The organism is Vibrio sp. R78045 (assembly GCF_042466085.1).
GTDB lineage: Bacteria > Pseudomonadota > Gammaproteobacteria > Enterobacterales > Vibrionaceae > Vibrio > Vibrio cyclitrophicus.
Window position 1 is genome coordinate 95,068 of the sequence record NZ_JAXHBS010000018.1, and the last position, 21,067, is coordinate 116,134.

General features: G+C 43.1%; 22 protein-coding genes. 14 read left to right on the plus strand and 8 right to left on the minus strand.

The window, feature by feature from the left end:
- The first annotated feature begins 4 nt into the window (after nt 1-4).
- From ccoO to uspE, 9 genes are all read left to right on the plus strand, one after another.
- Nucleotides 5-625 carry a cytochrome-c oxidase, cbb3-type subunit II gene (gene ccoO / locus SJY39_RS22115; protein WP_016767204.1) on the plus strand — a complete coding sequence of 207 codons (621 nt, stop codon included), beginning with the start codon at nt 5-7 and terminating at the stop codon, nt 623-625.
- A 9-nt stretch (nt 626-634) separates the two neighbouring features.
- Nucleotides 635-811: a CcoQ/FixQ family Cbb3-type cytochrome c oxidase assembly chaperone gene (locus SJY39_RS22120; RefSeq protein ID WP_009846708.1), complete on the plus strand. Its 177-nt coding sequence runs from the start codon at nt 635-637 to the stop codon at nt 809-811.
- On the plus strand, nt 811-1,785 hold the full coding sequence (gene ccoP / locus SJY39_RS22125; protein ID WP_010440814.1) for a cytochrome-c oxidase, cbb3-type subunit III: 975 nt from the start codon (nt 811-813) through the stop codon (nt 1,783-1,785). Before SJY39_RS22120 ends, ccoP begins: the two co-directional genes overlap by 1 nt.
- A gap of 85 nt (nt 1,786-1,870) precedes the next feature.
- Entirely contained in the window at nt 1,871-2,350 is a 480-nt protein-coding gene (locus SJY39_RS22130; protein ID WP_016767205.1) for a FixH family protein, read from the plus strand.
- Between the two features lie 5 nt (nt 2,351-2,355).
- On the plus strand, nt 2,356-4,728 hold the full coding sequence (locus tag SJY39_RS22135; RefSeq protein ID WP_016784891.1) for a heavy metal translocating P-type ATPase metal-binding domain-containing protein: 2,373 nt from the start codon (nt 2,356-2,358) through the stop codon (nt 4,726-4,728).
- The gene (gene ccoS / locus SJY39_RS22140) at nt 4,728-5,000 is read left to right on the plus strand and encodes a cbb3-type cytochrome oxidase assembly protein CcoS (protein WP_010440820.1); all 273 of its coding nucleotides are present in this window, start codon (nt 4,728-4,730) and stop codon (nt 4,998-5,000) included. Before SJY39_RS22135 ends, ccoS begins: the two co-directional genes overlap by 1 nt.
- The gene (locus tag SJY39_RS22145) at nt 4,990-5,664 is read left to right on the plus strand and encodes a sulfite exporter TauE/SafE family protein (protein ID WP_010440823.1); all 675 of its coding nucleotides are present in this window, start codon (nt 4,990-4,992) and stop codon (nt 5,662-5,664) included. Before ccoS ends, SJY39_RS22145 begins: the two co-directional genes overlap by 11 nt.
- Nucleotides 5,665-5,750: 86 nt before the next feature.
- Entirely contained in the window at nt 5,751-6,497 is a 747-nt protein-coding gene (locus SJY39_RS22150) for an FNR family transcription factor (protein WP_010440825.1), read from the plus strand.
- Between the two features lie 132 nt (nt 6,498-6,629).
- A complete protein-coding gene (gene uspE, locus SJY39_RS22155; protein ID WP_010440827.1) occupies nt 6,630-7,580 on the plus strand; it encodes a universal stress protein UspE in 951 nt (316 codons plus the stop codon).
- Between the two features lie 121 nt (nt 7,581-7,701).
- Here uspE and ttcA read toward each other — a convergent pair whose 3' ends face one another.
- The 4 genes from ttcA to SJY39_RS22175 all read right to left on the minus strand — a co-directional run bounded on the left by ttcA (nt 7,702) and on the right by SJY39_RS22175 (nt 11,368).
- A complete protein-coding gene (gene ttcA / locus SJY39_RS22160) occupies nt 7,702-8,595 on the minus strand; it encodes a tRNA 2-thiocytidine(32) synthetase TtcA (RefSeq protein WP_010440828.1) in 894 nt (297 codons plus the stop codon).
- A 320-nt stretch (nt 8,596-8,915) separates the two neighbouring features.
- Entirely contained in the window at nt 8,916-9,566 is a 651-nt protein-coding gene (locus tag SJY39_RS22165) for a DUF2987 domain-containing protein (RefSeq protein ID WP_010440830.1), read from the minus strand.
- Between the two features lie 121 nt (nt 9,567-9,687).
- Nucleotides 9,688-10,536: a glucosaminidase domain-containing protein gene (locus tag SJY39_RS22170; protein ID WP_016784889.1), complete on the minus strand. Its 849-nt coding sequence runs from the start codon at nt 10,534-10,536 to the stop codon at nt 9,688-9,690.
- Nucleotides 10,529-11,368 (minus strand): hypothetical protein, encoded by an 840-nt coding sequence (locus SJY39_RS22175; protein ID WP_010440834.1) that lies wholly within the window; start codon nt 11,366-11,368, stop codon nt 10,529-10,531. Before SJY39_RS22175 ends, SJY39_RS22170 begins: the two co-directional genes overlap by 8 nt.
- A gap of 330 nt (nt 11,369-11,698) precedes the next feature.
- Between SJY39_RS22175 and potA the strand changes: the two genes are divergently transcribed.
- From potA to SJY39_RS22200, 5 genes are all read left to right on the plus strand, one after another.
- Complete coding sequence (potA, locus tag SJY39_RS22180) at nt 11,699-12,814, plus strand: spermidine/putrescine ABC transporter ATP-binding protein PotA (RefSeq protein WP_010440836.1); 1,116 nt, start codon at nt 11,699-11,701, stop codon at nt 12,812-12,814.
- Nucleotides 12,798-13,655 carry a spermidine/putrescine ABC transporter permease PotB gene (gene potB, locus SJY39_RS22185; RefSeq protein WP_016767210.1) on the plus strand — a complete coding sequence of 286 codons (858 nt, stop codon included), beginning with the start codon at nt 12,798-12,800 and terminating at the stop codon, nt 13,653-13,655. Before potA ends, potB begins: the two co-directional genes overlap by 17 nt.
- Nucleotides 13,655-14,425, plus strand: coding sequence for a spermidine/putrescine ABC transporter permease PotC (potC, locus tag SJY39_RS22190; RefSeq protein WP_010440840.1), 771 nt, complete (start codon nt 13,655-13,657; stop codon nt 14,423-14,425). Before potB ends, potC begins: the two co-directional genes overlap by 1 nt.
- A gap of 148 nt (nt 14,426-14,573) precedes the next feature.
- Entirely contained in the window at nt 14,574-15,608 is a 1,035-nt protein-coding gene (locus SJY39_RS22195) for an extracellular solute-binding protein (RefSeq protein WP_016793306.1), read from the plus strand.
- A gap of 219 nt (nt 15,609-15,827) precedes the next feature.
- Complete coding sequence (locus SJY39_RS22200; protein WP_016784888.1) at nt 15,828-16,865, plus strand: extracellular solute-binding protein; 1,038 nt, start codon at nt 15,828-15,830, stop codon at nt 16,863-16,865.
- 94 nt (nt 16,866-16,959) lie between these two features.
- Here the strand turns inward: SJY39_RS22200 and cobB are convergent, their stop codons facing one another.
- From cobB to SJY39_RS22220, 4 genes are all read right to left on the minus strand, one after another.
- On the minus strand, nt 16,960-17,694 hold the full coding sequence (cobB, locus tag SJY39_RS22205) for a Sir2 family NAD+-dependent deacetylase (protein WP_010440846.1): 735 nt from the start codon (nt 17,692-17,694) through the stop codon (nt 16,960-16,962).
- A gap of 256 nt (nt 17,695-17,950) precedes the next feature.
- On the minus strand, nt 17,951-19,171 hold the full coding sequence (locus tag SJY39_RS22210; protein WP_016791188.1) for an ammonium transporter: 1,221 nt from the start codon (nt 19,169-19,171) through the stop codon (nt 17,951-17,953).
- Between the two features lie 412 nt (nt 19,172-19,583).
- Nucleotides 19,584-20,000, minus strand: coding sequence for a hypothetical protein (locus SJY39_RS22215; RefSeq protein WP_010440849.1), 417 nt, complete (start codon nt 19,998-20,000; stop codon nt 19,584-19,586).
- Complete coding sequence (locus tag SJY39_RS22220; RefSeq protein ID WP_016768065.1) at nt 19,984-21,057, minus strand: formate dehydrogenase subunit gamma; 1,074 nt, start codon at nt 21,055-21,057, stop codon at nt 19,984-19,986. The genes SJY39_RS22215 and SJY39_RS22220 overlap by 17 nt, the downstream gene beginning before the upstream one ends.
- Between the last annotated feature and the right edge of the window lie 10 nt (nt 21,058-21,067).

The following is a 21,067-nucleotide window of genomic DNA, read 5'->3' on the forward strand; positions in this document are numbered from 1 at the left end:
TAGAATGAGCTCAAATTCAAATAATCGCCATGAGTTGGTCGAGAAAAACGTTGGCTTACTAGCGATCTTGATCGTTATTGCTATCAGCTTTGGTGCTTTAGTAGAAATCACCCCTCTTATTTTCCAAAAGCAGACAACAGAACCTGTAGAAAACCTACGCGTTTACTCTGCTCTGGAAATGGAAGGTCGTGATATCTATATCCGCGAAGGTTGTAACGTATGTCACAGTCAAATGATTCGCCCTTTCCGCTCTGAAACTGAACGTTATGGTCACTACTCTGTAGCTGGCGAAAGCGTTTGGGAACACCCATTCTTATGGGGTTCTAAGCGTACAGGTCCTGATCTGGCGCGTGTTGGTGATCGTTACTCTGATGAGTGGCACCGTGTTCACCTTCTAGACCCTCGAGAACTTGTTCCTGAATCAAACATGCCTGGTTTCCCATGGCTTGCTGAGAACGTACTTGATGGCAAATTGACTAAACAGAAGCTTGAACTCTTCCGTAATCAATTTGGTGTTCCTTACACAGACGAACAAATTGCTAACGCTAAACAAGATGTTGAAGGAAAAACAGAGATGGATGCAATCATCGCTTACCTTCAATCGCTTGGCCACGCAATGAAATAAGGAATAATTATGGATATTATTACATTTCAAAGTGTTTGGACTGTTACTGTTTTTGCTTGTTTCATTGGCATCGTTTGGTGGGCATATGGCAAGAATCGTAAATCACGTTTCGACGAAGACGCGAACCTTGTGTTCGCAGACGACGAGCCGGCAACAAGTTCTAAAAATCAAGGAGTGACAAAGTAATGAGTACATTCTGGAGTATCTGGGTTAGTGCGATTACGATTGGTACCCTAATTGGTTGTGCGGTCTTACTTCGTTGGTGTTTTAAAGATAGAACAGGCGTAGAAGAAGGTCATGATATGGGCCACGAATACGATGGTATTCGCGAGCTTAATAACCCACTACCAAAATGGTGGACATACCTTTTCATCAGTACAATTGTGTTTGCAGCGGTTTACCTTGCTCTATACCCTGGCCTTGGCAACTTTAAAGGCCTACTAGGTTGGACAAGTTCAAACCAAGAAGTTCGCAGTATCGAAGAGTCTCGCTCTTCAATCGCTGCGGCTCAAGCAAACAAACAATTAGATGAGTACGCGAAAGAGCTTGATGATGCTAACACCTACTTTGGTGAAGCGTTCAAAAAGCTAGCTCACGACGAAAATGGTTTACGTTCTGTCCCTGACATTGCATCAGACTCTGACGCAATCAAAGTAGGCCAACGTTTATTCTTGCAAAACTGTTCTCAGTGTCACGGCTCTGATGCTCGTGGTCAGAAAGGTTTTCCTAACCTAACTGATGACGCATGGCTATATGGTGGTGAACCACAAGCTATCGTTACGACGATCATGCACGGTCGTGTTGGTCAAATGCCAGCGTGGAAAGACGCTCTAGGCGAGCAAGGTGTTAAAGAAGTAGTTAGCTATACTCTTAGCCTTTCTGGTCGTAGTGTTAATGTACGTGAAGCTGAAGCAGGTAAAGCACGTTTCGTCGTGTGTGCTGCATGTCACGGTACTGATGGTAAGGGTAACCCTGCAGTAGGTGCACCTGACCTAACAGACCGCGATTGGTTGTTCGGCGATTCTCGTGCTGATGTAACTGAAACAGTAATGAACGGACGTTCTGGCGTAATGCCCGCTTGGAAAGATATTCTAGGCGAAGACAAAGTTCAGCTTGTTGCATCGTACGTTTGGAGCTTAAGCAACTCGGATAATAAGTAACATTTCAATAACAGCCTCTTTCTAAGGGGCTGTCTTTCCTTTATTTTATAACCCCTTCTTTTTATTCTTTTTTGAGATATTTTTTATGGTAAAGCCTTGGTATAAACAGTTTTGGCCGTGGTTCTTAATCGCGTTGCCGGCGACAGTTGTGATTTGGACGATTATGACGGTGATTGTGTTCACACAAAACTCTGTCGATTTAGTGACTGAGGATTACTATAAAAAAGGAAAAGGCATTAACGTCGATATTTCAAAAGTAAATGTTGCAAAGGAACTCGGCCTATCAGCTACCGTTAACGAGAAAGGTAACTCAGTTGTCATTACTCTCGACAAAGGTAAGCTTGACCACTTCCCTGCTATTAACGCTATGTTCGTGCACAGAACATTGCCTGACCGCGATTTCACGCAGCTTCTTACTGCTGATGCGAAGGGTAACTATACGCTGACTCTAGACCACGAAATGCAAGGTCCATGGTTTATTGAACTATCTCCGCATGACTCTGAATGGTTGGTGCAAGGCCGCATGAACTTTCCTATTGATACACCTACTCAACTAACGAATTAAATCTTATGTGTGAATCCTGTTATCACTGCGGTGAAGATGTACCAGCGGAAACGGATTTTGAAGTTGAGATTCTAGGATCGGCTCGTAAGATGTGTTGTCCGGGCTGCGAGACCGTAGCTCAGACCATCGTTGATAGCGGTTTGGTTTCTTATTATCAATACCGCACCGCTCCAGCTGAGAAAGCTGATCTCGTGCCAGAGCAACTTCTAGCACTCAGTCATTATGATAATGAAGATGTTCAATTAGAGTTCGTTCGTAACTCAGAAAACACCTCAGAAGTGACGCTGTCACTTGATGGTGTGTCTTGTGCTGCCTGTGCATGGCTGATTGAGAAGCAAGTATCCTCAAAACATGGTGTTGGCAGTATTCGTGTAAATACAACCACTAATCGTGCTTTGCTTAGCTGGGATAATACGCAAGTGAAACTTAGCGAGTTGTTATCGGCAATACATACACTAGGTTACAAAGCTGCACCTTTTGAAGCCGATCAACAAGAAGCCGCCTATCATCGCTCGATGAAAAACTATCTCTATCGTCTTGGTGTTGCTGGTTTGGCGACCATGCAAGTCATGATGCTGGCTGTGGCACTTTATCTTGAAGTGTTTGGTAGCTTGGAACCTGAATTCAAAAGTTACTTCCGCTGGGTTAGTTTGATCTTTGCAACGCCTGTACTGCTCTATTCTGCGTTACCTTTCTATGTCAATGCTTGGCGCAGTATTAAAGGCCGAACACTGGGTATGGATGTTCCGGTGTCGATCGCTTTGCTATTTGCCTACATCGCGAGTTTAGTGGCAACGGTAACCGAGCAAGGTGAAGTATTCTTCGAATCGATTTCGATGTTCACCTTCTTTTTATTGCTTGGCCGTTTCCTTGAAATGCGAGCACGCCGAAAAGCTGCGGCTGCGAGCGGAAACCTACTAAAGCTAGTTCCTGCTATGGCGACAACGCTAGACGGTGAACAAGTTCCGGTTAAAACTTTGAAGGTTGGCGATCAAATTCGCGTTCTACCGGGTGAACATATTCCCGCAGATGGCAAAGTATTGTCTGGCAGAATTCATATCGATGAATCCATGCTGACAGGCGAATCTATCCATGTGTTTAAGAATGAGGGTGATACGGTCTTCGCTGGTACATTGAATGGCGATGAATCGTTTGAATTGGAAGTGATGACGTCAAAAGCGGACTCAGTGATTTCCAATATAGTTCGCCTTCAAGATGAAGCTCAACTTTCTAAACCTAGAATTGCTGAAATTGCCGATGTAGTGGCTAGATACTTTGTGGCGGTAATTTTAATTATCTCATTCGGTACCTGGTTTTACTGGCACCAAACACGTCCAGAAGATGCTTTCTGGATCATGCTTTCAGTTTTAGTAGCGACGTGCCCTTGTGCTCTCTCTCTTGCGACACCTACAGCGATTACGTGTTCAACTTCCCGCATGGGTAACTTCGGTATTTTGCTGCGCAAAGGCCACGTATTTGAAACGCTTTGCAAAGTGAATCACTTGATCATTGATAAGACGGGAACCTTAACTGAAGGTGATATTCGTATCAGCCAAGTTGAAACTTTTGCAAATCTCGATAAAGACACTTGTTTACAAATAGCAGCTAGTCTCGAACAACACGCTAACCACCCTATTGCCAAAGCGTTCAAAGCCTTCATTGCAGATGATGTTGAAGTTGAATCTGTTAACAACGTGATTGGCTCAGGCATCACTGGTGAATGGAACGGACAAAAAGTTGCGATTGGCAGTAGCGAGTTTATTCTAGGTGAATCTCAACCATCTAAAAGCAATGGTATTTATTTGTCGATGACAGGTCGTCATATCGCAACGTTTACTTATGAAGACCCAATTCGTAAAGAAAGTATTGAGTTTATAAAAAAGTTCAAAGAAGCAGGTATCAAAACTACGTTGCTTACTGGGGATTCTTTGATTAACGCGAAACCTGTTGCGGAAGAAATTGGTATTGCCGATATTGTTGCTAACGCGAAACCAGAAGATAAGCTTGCTTACCTCAACTCTAGAGACGCAAGCGACATCACAATGATGGTTGGCGATGGCATTAATGATGCGCCTATCCTTGCTGGCGCCCACCTATCCGTTGCGATGGGTGGCGGTACGGATGTAGCGAAAGCCTCGGCTGACATGGTGCTCTTAGGTGATAAACTCGATAGATTACTTAAGTCGCGTACATTGGCACTAAAAACGCGTAAGATAATCCGTGAAAACTTAGCGTGGTCATTGGGATACAACTTACTTATCCTTCCACTGGCTGTCGCAGGTTTGGTTGCTCCATACATTGCCGTTGTTGGCATGTCTGCTAGCTCTATTATTGTTGTGTCTAACTCGTTAAGGCTTTTAAAAGAGCAAGGTAAATAATGGAAAGTTTATATATCCTCATTCCAATCGCGATCGTGCTTGTTTGTATCGCTGTCGGAATCTTTCTATGGGCCGTTAAAAGTGAGCAGTTTGAAGACCTTGAACGCCAAGGCCACAATATTCTTTTTGATGAAGACAGCCATGCTCACAATAACTCCGACAGCAAACCTGTTGTGAAAAGAAAAGCCGAAGTGATTACTCTTACCTCTGAGGAAAATCACGTTGACTTAGAAATCCAAACAGACTTAGAAAAAAAGAATGATGACGCCTGATTGGATCGGAGCCTTTCTTGTTGGGTTGATCGGTGCAGGCCATTGCATGGGAATGTGTGGTGGTATTGCTTCGCTTCTATCGATTGGCAACGCTAAACCTTCTCCTTTCATTCCCCTACTTTACAACCTCGGCCGTTTATCAAGTTATGCCGTTATTGGCGGTCTGATTGGTGGTGCCATTTCTTCTATTGGACAGTTGAGCGATTTCAATACCTTGTTAGCTTGGCTTCGCCTGTTTGCTGCGGTGTTCATGATCATCTTGGGACTATATATTGGTAAGTGGTGGTTTGGTTTGCTGTTCTTTGAAAAAGTTGGGCAAAAACTATGGCGCTATATATCTCCTCTTGGGAAATCATTTTTGCCGCTAAAACACCCTAGTCATGCGTTGCCGTTTGGCTTCATTTGGGGTTGGTTACCATGTGGCCTTGTTTACTCAATGCTTACGTGGGCTGCGGTATCAGGAAGTTGGTATAACGGAGCGGGAATTATGCTCGCATTTGGCTTAGGCACTCTTCCTGCCATGTTAACGGTGGGAATGGGCGCTAGTTTTCTCAAGAAACTGCAACAAGCTGACTTATTTCGCCAACTAGGCGCAATTTTAATCCTCATTTATGGCATCTATAGCGGATATATGGCGCTACAGCTCATTATTTATACCGTATAGAGCTTCCTTTAATCCAGTTTTTTTACTACCCAACCGGGTGAAGGAATGCTAAAATATTGACGTATATCAAATAGTGAAAGATTGTTATGATTTCTGAAAAGCCTGTGACGAAACGAGTTCAGTCTGGTGGCTGTGCAATCCACTGCCAGGATTGTAGTATTAGCCAGCTCTGTATCCCATTTACTTTGAATGAATCTGAACTCGATCAACTTGATCAGATCATTGAGAGAAAGAAACCTATTCAAAAAGGCCAAGAGCTATTTAAAGCCGGCGACGAGCTTAAATCTCTATACGCTATTCGCTCTGGAACGATCAAGAGCTACACGATTACCGAACAAGGTGATGAGCAGATTACTGCATTCCACCTAGCGGGCGATCTTGTTGGCTTTGACGCGATTACGGGTGATGTACACCCTAGTTTCGCTCAAGCACTAGAAACTTCTATGGTATGTGAAATTCCATATGAGATTCTTGATGACTTGTCAGGGAAAATGCCTAAATTGCGTCAGCAAATTATGCGCTTGATGAGTAATGAAATTAAAGGTGACCAAGAAATGATTCTGCTTCTTTCTAAGAAGAACGCGGAAGAACGTCTTGCAGCATTCCTTTACAACCTTTCTACACGCTTCTCTCAACGTGGTTTCAGCCCTAGAGAGTTCCGCTTAACGATGACTCGTGGCGACATTGGTAACTACTTAGGTCTAACTGTCGAGACAATTAGCCGTCTTTTAGGTCGTTTCCAAAAAGCAGACATCTTGAGCGTTAAAGGCAAATACATCACTATCGAAGATCACGATGCGCTGATGGAACTTGCTGGCGTTTCAAAAGAATAGTCTAGATATCAATGATGTAGTTCAATAATGAGCTACATCATGTTTCTCTCTTAAAACCTCTTATATTTCTCTTAATCTCCCCATAACTACGCTACATTATTTATATGTTCGGTCTAAAAAGTAGGCTTAGTTATGAGTATCTATAACAAAATTCTAGTTGTCGCAGACATTAATCACGATGAGCAACCTGCTCTGGTTCGTGCTATCCAACTCGCCAAGAAAAGCACTTCAACGAGTCGTATCACTTTCTTTTTGTCTATCTATGATTTCTCATATGAGATGACATCGATGCTTTCTGTCGACGAAAGAGACGCAATGCGCAAAGGTGTCATTCATCAGCGTGAGATCTGGATGAATAAAGTCGCAGAACCTTACCTTGATGATGCTATCGAATTCAACGTTCAAGTGGTCTGGCATAATCGCCCTTATGAGGCCATCATTGCAGAAATCTACAGTGGTGAGCACGATATTTTGATCAAAGGCACGCGTAAGCACGATACCTTAGAATCCGTGATCTTCACTCCAACGGATTGGCATCTATTGCGAAAATGCCCTAGCCCAGTGCTACTGGTTAAGAATGAGTTCTGGCCAGAGCATGCGAAGATTTTTGCTTCCGTTCACGTAGGTTCTGAAACTGAAGCTCACTTAGAGCTTAATGATACAATGGTCGACCGATTACTTGAGATCACTGGTCGTTTGGATGCTGAACCGTTCTTGGTTAACGCCTACCCGGTCACACCAGCGAATATCACAATCGAATTGCCCGAGTTTGACCCAACCTCTTATACTGATGCAGTTCGTGGCCATCACTTAACCGCGATGAAAGCACTACGCCAGAAACACGGTATGTGTGAAGAGCAAACCGTGGTTGAGCAAGGCTTGCCTGAAGATGTTATCCCACGTGTTGCGTCTGAAAACAGCGCTGCGATGGTTATTCTTGGTACAACTGGCCGTACTGGCTTGTCTGCTGTGTTTATCGGTAACACCGCGGAACATGTTATCGACAAGATTAACTGTGACGTGTTGGCTCTTAAACCGTCAGGTTACGTGAGCCCACTAGACCCTAACCTTTCGAAAGGTTAAGTCAGCGGCAAATTTAACTTATAAAAAACGCCTCAAGCATTGCTTGAGGCGTTTTTGTTTATCTAGAGCTGTGCCATTCCAAATACAGAATGGTTAACATCGTCTTTATCGACTCAAATGGCTAAACATTCGTTACGTCGATGAACATAGACTCATCAATGTTTGAAGATGAAATTTCAGCTTCTTCGAATTCGTACGCTTTACGGTCTTCACTACGGTCTAGTGGAAGATTCACGAAGTCAAACAACTCGCGGTCAGCTAGTTGGCTTGGGCTTACGTTTTGAATTGACTTGAAGATCTTCTCAACACGACCTGGCGTTTTAGTATCCCAATCAATTAGCATTGCTTTAATGTTCTGACGCTGTAGGTTCTCTTGAGAGCCACACAGGTTACAAGGAATAATCGGAAACTCTTTGTGCTCAGCGTATTGGATTAGGTCCGTTTCACGGCAGTAAGTCAGTGGACGAATAACAACGTTACGTCCATCATCTGAACGAAGCTTTGGTGGCATAGCCTTTAAGCGTGCACCGTGGAACATATTCAGGAACATGGTCTCAACGATGTCGTCCAGGTGGTGACCTAGTGCGATCTTAGTTGCGCCAATCTTTTCTGCGAACGAGTACAAAGTACCACGACGAAGACGAGAACATAGGCCACACGTTGTTTTGCCTTCTGGCACTTTCTCTTTAACCACTGAATACGTATCTTTATCTACGATGTAGTAAGGAATGTTCAGCGTTTCAAAATACTCAGGAAGAATGTGTTCAGGGAACCCAGGTTGTTTTTGATCTAGGTTTACTGCCACAACATCAAATTTGATCGGTGCTGCTTCACGTAAACGTAGCAAAATGTCTAGCATCGCAAATGAATCTTTACCACCACTAATACATGCCATTACTACGTCATTCTCTTCGATCATGTTGTAGTCGATGATGGCATTTCCAACATTTCTTCTCAGACGTTTCTGAAGTTTGTTGAATTCAAGTGTTTCTTTTCTATTATCGTTTTGGTTCATTGCGACTCTCACACCGTCGTATTACCGACTGTAGATTGCTAGTGGGACTGTTTTAGGGCGTGGATTATACGGATTTTTATTTCATGTTGAAATAGTAACGGTAGGATAAACAAGCTGAGTAATAGAAAGTTTCTGCTTTTATTATTCGATAAGCTCCCTAAACGGCTAGAGAAACGCGTCTAGGCCAGATTTAGGTTTGTATTGCTGATAAAGAAAAGCAGCCTGCTCTAATTCGACGGGGCTGCTTAAGGGTATGTCATGAAAGCTTAGGGGAAGGATTCTGCTAACGCTTACCCCATTAACAAAGATTCCGTTTAAAATTATTGCGCGGGAATGTACGGCAATACGCGAACCGTTGGCTCTGGCAACGTGATGCTGTCACTACCGTTCAGCTCTTCTAAAGTGAATTTAGCACGCCCTTGTGTGATTGGGATTTGCTTACCGTTAGACAGCGCGATGTTGCCTTCAAGCTTGTTATCAAATTCCAAGGTTAACCCTTCAACATCTGGCGTGAACCAACTAGAGAACATGCCGCTGACGTCTTCTAACATCGCTTGCATCTGTGGTAACAGGCTTTCCAGTAGTGCAACCTCAACTGTTCCAGCCAAAGGTTCTTGAGTCATTACAACCAAAGAATACGCACACTCTTGCTCTTGAGTTTGAACAAAGATAAGCGGGTTTGCTGAACGAAGGTTTTGATCTACAGGTAAAAGTAGTTCATGTGTTGGAGACACTTTTAGCTCTTCGTAGTGCTCTTCTTTTTCCATCCACGCTTTGCTGATGTGGCAGATTGTTTGAGCTTGTTGATCAACAAAGAAGACCGCAACTTTGACGTCATCGTGCCCTTCTTTGGTATTGTTCTTAAGTTGTGTGTAGAGCTTAGAATACGTGAACATGTACTCTTGCGCTGCAGCGGGTAAAGAGACCCCAAGGCTTAATGAGGCTAATAAAGCGAGTGCTGTCTTTTTCATTATTATAATCTTGTTGAAGTTGAGCGTTTATAAATAGAAAGAGCAGCCATGAGCTGCTCTTTATGTAATGCCGATTGGTCATAACCTACTATGAAAGGCAACCAACTGATATCAAATCGAGTTACTTTTTCCAGTATACCGCGTTATGACGGATCATAGCTTGTAAATCAGTCACATAGTCTGAACCTCGCTCAGAATATTTTAACAAGCCATTGGTGAGCTCTGTCGCTGTCTCGGTTGTTAAAATATCATCACCTTGCGCAGCAAGTTTTGCACGAATCGCTCTTAGAGCTGCGTAAGCACGATTGCGATTAAGGTTCATGAAGTAACGGTGCACGGATTCTTGGCTTGAAGAGAATGTGGCGACTTCATGCGAGCTACCTTCGTTACGTTGTAGCGGAACAAGGCCACAACCCTTGGTATAACACCAGTGTCCGAAATAGTTGTTTGCTTTGGTGGCAAAACGCGATGTTCCCCAAGCCGATTCATTAGCAGCCTGTGTGAGCACAAGCGCTTCTGGCAGTACGTTTACGCGGTTCAGCATTTCAGTTAGCCAAGATTGATCTAAACCTGAAGATGGCACTGGTAAACTGTACAATTTCCCTAGCCTTTTTGCATACGACGTACCTTCAGCGTCAATATTGCTCAAACCTGACTCTGAAATCTTGGTCAAAAATACACGCTCTTTCGTAATACGTTTATTTTCAATATTGATGCTTGGACGTAAGAACGAAAAGAAAGTGTCTTTTTTCTCGTTTACATCTTCGATAGCAGCAAAATCAGGTGCGCTTGAAGAAACCGACAAGTCACCAAATTGATTGATTGAATTAGAACTTTGCTCTGTTGTGCGTCGACGCTCTTCTTCTTGGTAAATGTATGGGCCAACTAATGAGATAGAACCAACGATCGCCAGTGCGGTTACTTTCAACGCCAGAGATTTTCCAACGCCTGCTTGAGCATTATTACGCATCGAACACCTGTGGATTTTTGTTGTTATCGTCGCTGTTACTGTTGTTGCCATCATTGTTACTGTCGTCATCGTTACTTGGACGATCTGACGCAATAAGCTTCAACTTGATGCCAAACATTTCACGATAAAGAATACCTTTCACGTGGAAAAAGAATGGAAGTACGAAGATCAAACCAATGCCGTACATCATCGCTGCAACAATAAACATCAACATCACCATTAAATAAATAGACGCAACGGTGAAGATTTTCTTATTTACTGCTCGTAGAGAAAGCAATAAAGATTGCATAGGAGGCACTTTCTTATCACAAATCAACAGAATTGAATGGCTGAAAGCTAATGAGAAGTAGATAGAAAGAAACGGTAATAGCATACCTGCGATACCTTGCAACATTAGGCTGAACAAGGTCACTAAGATGACAGGCACAGTAAATTGCAAACCTTTACCAATATGACGCGTTTTGGTTCGCAAGCCTGCCGCATGGCTCATTGCCATTAGGCTGATGCCTGCGTAAATAGGTGCACTCACTACTTCATAGCTAAAGTTAGCAATGAAAATAGATTCAACAATCTGTGGTGTAAACGCTTCTGGGTCGATAACGGCATCTAGGATGATGGCAGGATCACCCAGTTGTAATTTCAATGCTATATAGAAAATAGCCAGTTGCACGAACATAAGAGCAACAATCGCAGGAGAAAACGAAAGAAAGTGACTAACGGTATGCTTCCAAGCTTCTTGGAATACAGCTGTTGCTTTAAGCTCATAATCCCCTGAAAGAGCACGGTTGATATTACCGCCTAAATTAAAATCTTTTTCGATGTCGTTGTTCATAATGATACCTAGGTGTGCTTACTTTATCGAAGCTACCTAACTTATTGATAAAAAATTGGCTTCATTATACTCATATGTCGAATACAAACTAAAATATGAATCTGTAACAAGCCTTGCTTTTATGCCTTAATGGTTAATAATTAGACACTTATTGGGATGTAAACCTTGTAAATTACAGTATGGTAAAGGATGTTTACTTTTACCTGCGAAATTTTTTGTCTTCTAATAACAAAAAAGGCTTTGAATTCACGTTTTTGGTGATTATGATGCGCGCCTTAAAAGTGTATAGCAACAGGTCTCAAAAAGAACCAAGGTGGAGAAAAACAGACGTTGAACGCTAAAAAATCAGTAGGAAAGCCAGTCGTACAGCTTACTGGCATTAGTAAAAGTTTCGATGGCAAAGAAGTCATCGGCAATCTTGATCTAAATGTAAATCATGGTGAGTTTCTCACGATCTTAGGCCCATCAGGTTGTGGTAAAACAACCGTACTAAGAATGATTGCGGGTTTTGAAACGGCAGATAGTGGTCAAATACTATTAGCTGATCAGAATGTAACACAAGTTCCTGCTGAACAAAGGCATGTTAACACTGTATTCCAAAGCTATGCCCTATTCCCACATATGACCGTTTTCGACAATGTGGCGTTTGGCTTACGCATGCAGAAAGTTCCAAGTACCGAGATTGAACCTCGCGTAATGGACGCTTTGAAAATGGTGCGCTTAGAACAAATGGCACAACGAAAGCCACACCAGTTATCTGGTGGTCAACAGCAACGTATCGCAATCGCTCGTGCTGTCGTTAATAAGCCTAAAGTTCTTTTACTGGACGAATCTCTTTCTGCTCTTGATTACAAACTTCGTAAACAAATGCAGATCGAACTTAAGCAACTGCAACGCCAACTTGGTATCACGTTTATTTTTGTAACACATGACCAAGAAGAAGCGTTGTCCATGTCAGACCGTATTATAGTTATGCGTGATGGTGTGATTGAACAAGATGGAACACCAAGAGAAATTTACGAAGAGCCTAAGAACTTATTTGTTGCTCGTTTCATTGGTGAAATTAACGTATTCGAAGCGACAGCGAAATCTCGTCAAGATGAAAAACGCATTGTTGCGACAATCGAAGGTGAAGAATCCATTATCTATCACGATAAAGACGTAACACCGGGCCAAAAACTGCAAGTATTGCTTCGCCCTGAAGATCTTCGTATCGAAGAAATCAAAGAGTCGGAGCAACGCGGTATTGTTGGCCACATTGTCGAGCGAACCTATAAAGGAATGACACTAGATTCAGTGGTAGAACTTGAATCTGGTATGCGTGTCATGGTTAGCGAATTCTTCAACGAAGATGACCCTGATGTTGATCACTCACTGGGCCAAAAAGTTGCAGTAACTTGGGTTGAGAGCTGGGAAGTGGTACTAGAAGATGAGCAAGAAGTTTAATTTACAAAGCGCGATTGTTGCTTTAATTACAGGGTGGCTGGTTTTGTTCGTGATGATTCCAAACATCATGATCATCGGGACGAGCTTTTTAACTCGTGATGAAGCAAACTTGATCGAGATGACTTTCACTCTCGATAACTACTTGCGTTTGGCTGACCCGCTGTATTTTAAAGTGTTAATGCACTCTTTCTATATGGCAATTGTCGCAACCCTACTTTGTTTAATTGTTGGTTACCCGTTCGCTTACATCGTGGCAAAAATGCCTGTGAAGTGGCGTCCGATCATGTTGTTCCTAGTGATAGTGCCATTCTGGACTAACTCTTTGATTCGTACATACGGATTGAAGATTGTACTGGGTACGCAAGGTGTCTTAAACAAAGGCTTGTTAGCGTTAGACATTATCGATAAGCCGCTACGTATCATGTACTCAGAAACCGCAGTAATGATCGGTTTGGTGTATATCCTACTTCCGTTTATGATTCTGCCGTTGTATTCAGCGATTGAAAAACTGGATGATACGTATTTAGAAGCCGCGAAAGATTTAGGCGCGAACAAACTGCAAACGCTATTGAAAGTGGTACTTCCTTTGACAATGCCAGGCATCATCGGTGGTTGTTTATTAGTACTTCTTCCTGCGTTAGGCATGTTCTACATCTCTGACCTATTAGGCGGAGCTAAAAACCTATTGATTGGTAATGTGATTAAGAGCCAGGTGCTCAACGCTCGAGACTGGCCGTTTGGCGCAGCGACGAGTATCGCACTGACCATGGCAATGGCTGTGATGCTGTATGCCTACTACCGAGCAGGTAAGCTATTGAACAAGAAAGTGGAGCTAGACTAATGGGTCGCACAGTTAAGTTCAGCTTTATGGCGCTGGTATACGCCTTTCTATACCTACCTATTGTCGTATTGATTGCTAACTCGTTTAATGCCAATAAGTTTGGTATGAAATGGGGTGGTTTCACGACTAAATGGTATGACGCGCTTATTAACAACGACAGCCTAATGCAGGCAGCATGGCACTCGATCAACGTAGCGGTATTCTCAGCAACAGCTGCCACAATTGTAGGGAGCCTAACTGCGGTTGCCCTATTCCGTTACCAGTTTAAAGGTAAAGGCATCGTCAATGGCATGTTGTTCATCGTGATGATGTCACCAGATATCGTAATGGCGATTTCGCTTCTTGCGCTATTCTTGGTAATGGGTGTACAACTTGGGTTCTTTACCTTGCTTGCAGCACATATTACTTTCTGTCTGCCGTTTGTTGTTGTAACGGTCTACAGTCGCTTGAATGGCTTTGATGTGAAGATGCTAGAAGCCGCAAAAGACTTAGGGGCAAGCGAGTGGACGATTCTAAAACAGATCATCCTTCCACTTGCTAAGCCAGCGGTTGCTGCGGGTTGGTTATTGAGCTTCACTCTGTCTTTGGACGATGTGATCATAAGCTCTTTCGTAACTGGCCCAACCTATGAAATATTACCACTGAAGATTTACTCAATGGTTAAAGTGGGTATCTCTCCTGAGGTCAACGCCCTAGCAACAGTGATGTTAGTGGTGTCGTTAGTACTGGTGATTATTTCCCAGTTGTTAGCAAGAGAGAAAATCAAGTAAGTCTCCTACTCTATACAAAGGCTGACTTGATAAGAAGTTAAGATACTTGAAGTTTAACAAAAGTGTTATTCATAAACAGAATGGTAAATTGCCATTCTGTTTTTCTATCTACTGCCTTCGGGCAACGTTTAGTTTGGAGCTAACGTCAATGAAAAAATGGGCTACTCTATTAGCTGGTAGTGCATGTGCGCTTTCAATGTTATCTGCACCATCGTTTGCAAAAGATAACAAAGAGTTGGTATTCATGAACTGGGGACCTTACATCAACAGTGAGATCTTAGAACAGTTCACTGATGAAACGGGCATCAAAGTGATTTACTCGACTTACGAATCGAATGAAACTTTGTACGCAAAATTGAAAACGCACAATAAAGGTTACGACCTTGTGGTTCCTTCAACTTACTTCGTGTCTAAAATGCGCGACGAAGGCATGCTTCAAAAGATCGACAAAACCAAGCTAAACAATTTTGCGAACCTAGATACAAATTACTTAGATAAGCCATATGACCCGAACAACGACTACTCTATTCCACATGTTGTCGCTATTACGGGCCTAGCTGTTAACACTGATATGTACGATCCAGAAGATTTCCAAAGCTGGGCTGATTTATGGAAGCCTGAGCTTGAAGGTCAACTGATGATGATGGACGACACTCGTGAAGTGTTCCACATTGCGCTACGTAAGTTAGGTTACTCTGGTAACACAAAAAACGAGAAAGAGATCGACGAAGCCTACGCTGAGCTAAAAAAGCTAATGCCAAACGTTCTAGTATTTAACTCAGACAACCCAGGCTCGCCTTACATGTCTGGTGAAGTGGGTCTTGGTATGCTGTGGAACGGTTCTGCTGCTGCTGCGCAAAACGAAGGTCTACCAATTCAATTGGTTTTCCCTAAAGAAGGTGGCATCGGTTGGGTTGATAACTTTGCCATCAGTTCTGGCGCGGTAAACGTAGAAGCAGCTCATAAGATGATTGACTTCCTACTTCGCCCTGAAATTGCTGAGCAAATCTCTCGTGATACAGGCTACCTAACAGCCGTTAAAGCGTCTAATGAGAAGTTCAAAGACAGCCCGGCTCTGTTCCCATCGCAAGAAGACCTTGACCGCGTTGAATGGCAAGCTGCGGTTGGCGACAAGACTGTGAAGTACGAAGATTACTTCATGAAGCTTAAAGCCGGTCAGTAAATTAACTCGTTTGGCCGTTATCCAATTGGTTGTAAGCCACTGGTTTACATAACAACCCAACCTAGATAATCAATAAGTTAAAAAGAAGAATAACAATGAACAGGCAGCTTAGGCTGCCTATTTTGTTATATCACTGCTATAATATAGCGCGATTTTTAGAAATCCTTTTACTTTGGGTTCACTACCCAGCTCCAAATCAAACAAATGAACGGAACAGTAATGAAAAAAACACTGTATACCGGCGCATTGTGTGCTGCTACTTTACTTTCTACACCCTCTTTCGCAGCTGACCAAGAACTGTATTTTTACAACTGGTCTGAATATATTCCAAATGAAGTTTTAGAAGACTTCACAGAAGAGACTGGCATCAAAGTCTATTACTCAACTTATGAGTCTAACGAAAGCATGTACGCTAAGTTAAAAACTCAAGGTACGGGTTACGACTTAGTGGTTCCTTCTACTTACTTCGTTTCTAAGATGCGTAAAGAAGGCATGCTTCAAGAGCTTGATAAAACTAAGCTAAGCCACTTTGCTGATTTGGATCCAAATTACTTAGATAAGCCATTTGACCCAAACAACAACTACTCGATCCCATACATCTGGGGCGCAACGGGTATTGGTATCAACTCAGATATGCTAGACAAGTCTTCAGTTAAAAACTGGGGCGATCTGTGGGATACGCAGTGGGAAGGTCAATTGATGATGATGGATGACTCTCGTGAGGTTTTCCATATCGCTCTATCTAAACTGGGCTACTCTCCAAACACGACTAACCCTGAAGAAATCAAAGAAGCCTACGAAGAACTTCGTAAGCTAATGCCAAACGTATTGGTATTTAACTCAGATTTCCCAGCGAACCCTTACCTAGCTGGTGAAGTGTCTCTTGGTATGCTTTGGAATGGCTCTGCTTACATGGCACGCCAAGAAGGCGCAACGATTGACATTATCTGGCCAGAAAAAGGCGCTATCTTCTGGATGGACAGCCTGGCGATTCCGTCAGGCGCTAAGAACATCGAATCGGCACATAAGATGATCGACTTTCTTCTTCGCCCTGAGAATGCAGCGAAGATTGCTCTAGAGATCGGCTACCCAACGCCAGTTAAAACAGCTTACCCTCTTCTTCCGAAAGAATTTTCTGAAGATAAGAACGTTTTTCCACCACAGTCAGTAATGGATAACGGTGTATGGCAAGATGAAGTTGGTGAAGCGAGCGTTATCTACGACGAGTATTTCCAAAAACTTAAAGTGAATAACTAAGTTTTTGTTAGGTAATCAGTTAAGTAAATAAAGCGGCGTAAGCCGCTTTATTTTTTCAGATTAAGAAACTGATGTGCTTTATTAAAGACAAGGCCTAGGCCGTTAAAGAGCCCTTCTCTGTACATAATAACTCACCCACCAGTTTAGGCACTTCAATGCTTGCCTTACCGTAACGCTTCTCTTCAAACTCACTCTCTACTGCACTTGGTTCAAGGTTGATTTCTATTGTATGTGCACCATGCATTTTCGCATCATGTACAAATCCTGCCGCTGGGTAGACGACGCCAGATGTACCAATCGAGATAAAAAGGTCTGCTTCTTCTAATGCCGAGTAGATATCCCCCATTCTTAATGGCATTTCACCAAACCAAACAATATGTGGACGCATCTGTGCGGGAATCTGACAGCAGTGACAAAGCTCGCCTGTCTCGATGTTGTCTTTATGGTCGATAACCTGATTCGACTCACTGCAGCGCGCTTTAAGCAGTTCACCGTGCATGTGAATAATGTTGTTGCTACCGCCTCTCTCGTGCAGATTGTCGATATTCTGTGTGATGATTGTTACTTTTCCATCAAGTTTGTCTTCAAGCTCGCCTAGCGCCTTATGGGCCGAATTTGGTTGGATGTTTTCGCTTTGCAGGCCGTGACGACGCTTGTTATAGAACGCTTGTACCAAATCCGGATCTTTCTCGAACCCTTCAGGTGTCGCAACGTCTTCGATTTTATGGTTTTCCCATAATCCGTCTTGTGCTCGGAATGTTTGTATTCCTGATTCCGCAGAGATGCCGGCGCCAGTAAGAATTACGATATTTCGATATGGGAAATGCATATAACGTCCTTTTCAATATGTCACTTTGTAACAGCTTAGCACTGTTCAAATTCCAACAATAGTTTTAGGGATTAGACCATAGTCTTAGCCAACTGAATTCATTAGTTATTTGTGACAGAACTCGCTTGTCTATCATTTGGCTCTGTTATTAAAACTCTTAGTTGTTTTCACCAGACACAAAAAAAGCGACCGAAGCCGCTTAGTTTTTTCACTGATATTGATTCGAAGAGTCTATGAATCTTCGAAGTGACCAACGTTAGTCTTCGTTGATCGATGAGATCTTATGAATTGAAAGGTCAGCACCGTTGAATTCATCTTCTTCACTCAAGCGTAGACCTGTCACTTTGCTAAGTACGCCATAAACAATCAAAGCGCCAATCAGAGCAACAGCGATACCCGCTAATGTACCAACAACCTGAGACGCGAAACTCACACCCCCTAGCCCCCAGAATGCTTGCTGACCGAAGATACCTGCCGCAATGCCACCCCAAGCGCCACATACGCCGTGTAGAGGCCAAACACCCAGTACATCATCAATCTGAGTTTTGTTTTGCATGTAAGTAAATAAGTAAACAAACAGCGCGCCTGCCACGCCGCCAGTCACTAAAGCGCCAAGTGGGTGCATTAAGTCAGAACCGGCACAAATAGCGACTAAGCCAGCCAAAGGTCCATTATGGATGAAGCCTGGGTCATTTTTACCTGCGACTAGAGCCGCAAGAATACCGCCAACCATTGCCATTAATGAGTTCATCGCTACTAGGCCACTGATCCCATTAATAGCTTGAGCAGACATCACGTTAAAGCCAAACCAACCTACGCATAAAATCCAAGAACCTAACGCTAAGAATGGAATGTTCGATGGCGCGAAGTTGGTGTGCTTACCTGCACGGATTCGACCTCTGCGCATGCCAAGGAAGTAAACTGCGACCAATGCAATCCAACCGCCAACACCGTGAACCACAACAGAGCCTGCGAAGTCATGGAATCCATGACCAAACTGATTTTCTAGCCAAGCTTGGAAACCAAAATTGCCGTTCCAGATGATGCCTTCGAAGAATGGGTAAACGAAACCAACGGTAAACAAAGTTGCGATAAGGATTGGATAGAAACGAGCACGCTCTGCAATACCACCAGAAACAATGGCAGGAATGGCGGCTGCAAACGTCATTAAGAAAAAGAACTTAACCAACTCATACCCATTGCCTTGCGATAACGTCTCTGCGTCAGCAAAGAAATGCGCGCCGTAAGCGACCCAATAACCGATAAAGAAATAAGCTATAGCAGAGACGCCAAAATCAGAGAGGATTTTAACTAATGCATTAACTTGGTTTTTCTTTCTTACTGTACCAACTTCCAAAAATGCAAAGCCTGCGTGCATTAAGAAGACCATGATCGCGCCTAATAATAGAAATAGAGTGTCTGAACTCTGCGTCAAGCTTTCTACTGCGCTATTAACTTGGGTAACCGTTTGACTCATTAAAGCTTTCTCCCTTAGCTTTGTCTCAATTGCACTAGATTCGTGCGAATTGATGCTGCAATTAATTAAAGACTCAACAGTAAACGCAAGATGCGTTCCAACTTGGTTACTCAAAAAACGTGCAACAGAGTTTGATTTTAAGTTATTGATTTTTTGTGGTTAATTTCTAAAGTGCACTTTATTGGTTCTCAGAGAGAGAAAATATTTGATAACTGATTGCACCAATTGAGGGATTTGCACTATATTGATGCGGCCATTGTAGGGCATTAGATCAGTTACCTAGCGACCAAACGACAAAAAGCCCAGAGAAATGAATCACTGGGCTTTTAATGTCTTTCGCTGATTAGAGTTAACTCATCGACAAAGGAGTTATTATCGAGTTTGGTAACCCAAACGACTTACATATAAACGCTTAAAGGTTTGGACCTGTTGTCGGGTTTTGCGGTAGGTTTTGACTTAAACGCTGCATGCCTTGATACATACGAATAAACCAAACCACAATCGCCACACCACCAAATAACATGCCTACATATGGAATGTAGTAAGCGATGTCATCGATAATATGGTTTTGATACCAGTAATCGTTCACACCGATCAATACGCCGTTAGAGGTCGCTACCGTGACGATAAGCACAACAAAAAACGTCAGGTTCAAGAAGAACGAGCGAATCAAGCCGTAGTAATGGGTATCCACGACTTCGCCGTCTTCGCCTTTATCTAAACGATAGCCCGCGTAGATAATGGCAATCACACCAGAGAGAAGACAAGTAAATGGTGTAAAGCAGCTTAGGATGTAAGCAACCCAAATACCCTTATGAGGTTTGTTCATTCTTATTCACCCCTTCCGTTTTCTCTGTTGCTACGTTAGCGCTTTGTTCAACGCCGTTTTTCTCTTGTTCCATCACTTCTTTGTACCAAAGGTCATGGTGCTCTTTAGCCCAGGTTTCATCAACTTCGCCTGTTACCATACCTTCTAATGCGCCTTCCATACCGAACAAACCGATATAAATGTGGAACACAAAGCCACAAATAAGGATAAGAGCGGCGATCATATGAACAAGGTTTGAAAGTTCCATATGGCGGCGTGTTTGACCGAATATTGGGAAATCCAACACCAAACCACTGATTGCCGCCACACTGCCCATCACAATTAACAGCCAAAACAGCGCTTTTTCACCCGCGTTCGAGAATTCTGCCGATGGATGAGAACCTTTATGTTTCCCGACCATACCACCCAGTTTGATGAACCACTGGACATCCACCATCTTAAATATCGACTTGCGCCACCACTTGATAAGAACAGCCATCAACAGCACATAGAAAATCGGGCCGATGTAGTTGTGGTATTGCTTCGCCAATAGAACGATAAAGCCCCAAAGGTCAGTTGGAATGTAGGGTTTCAAAAAGTGCTTGCCGTAAACCAACATCAAACCACTGAACGCGAGCGTTAAGAAAGTAAACGCCATGCTCCAGTGCAACGCACGATCCAGTCGAGACCAACGTTTGATCTTACGACCCGTTCTTGGCGCACTTAGCATTAATGGGCCAATCACAACATACATTAAAGTAACGAAAGCAATACTACCAAAGATAGCGACAGCACCGGCTGGTGACATCCACTTCTCTTTCAATATGTACCACGTTTGACCTGGAGTACTGATCAACACACCGTGCTCAGCAGATTGAGAGGTGGTGTAACCTTCCTCACCGTTTCTTACTTGTCGCCAAAAATCAGCGCCAGCAAGTTGTGTGATTTCTCTTTCAGCAGAGCTCGATTGAGTTTGTGATGAGTTCGTCTCAGATGCATGACTCAAAGGAGACAGCATTGTTAGTGCTGCCAACATCGGCAGCACAACAAGGAAGAGACGCTTAAACATTGTAAGCATATGTCTCTCC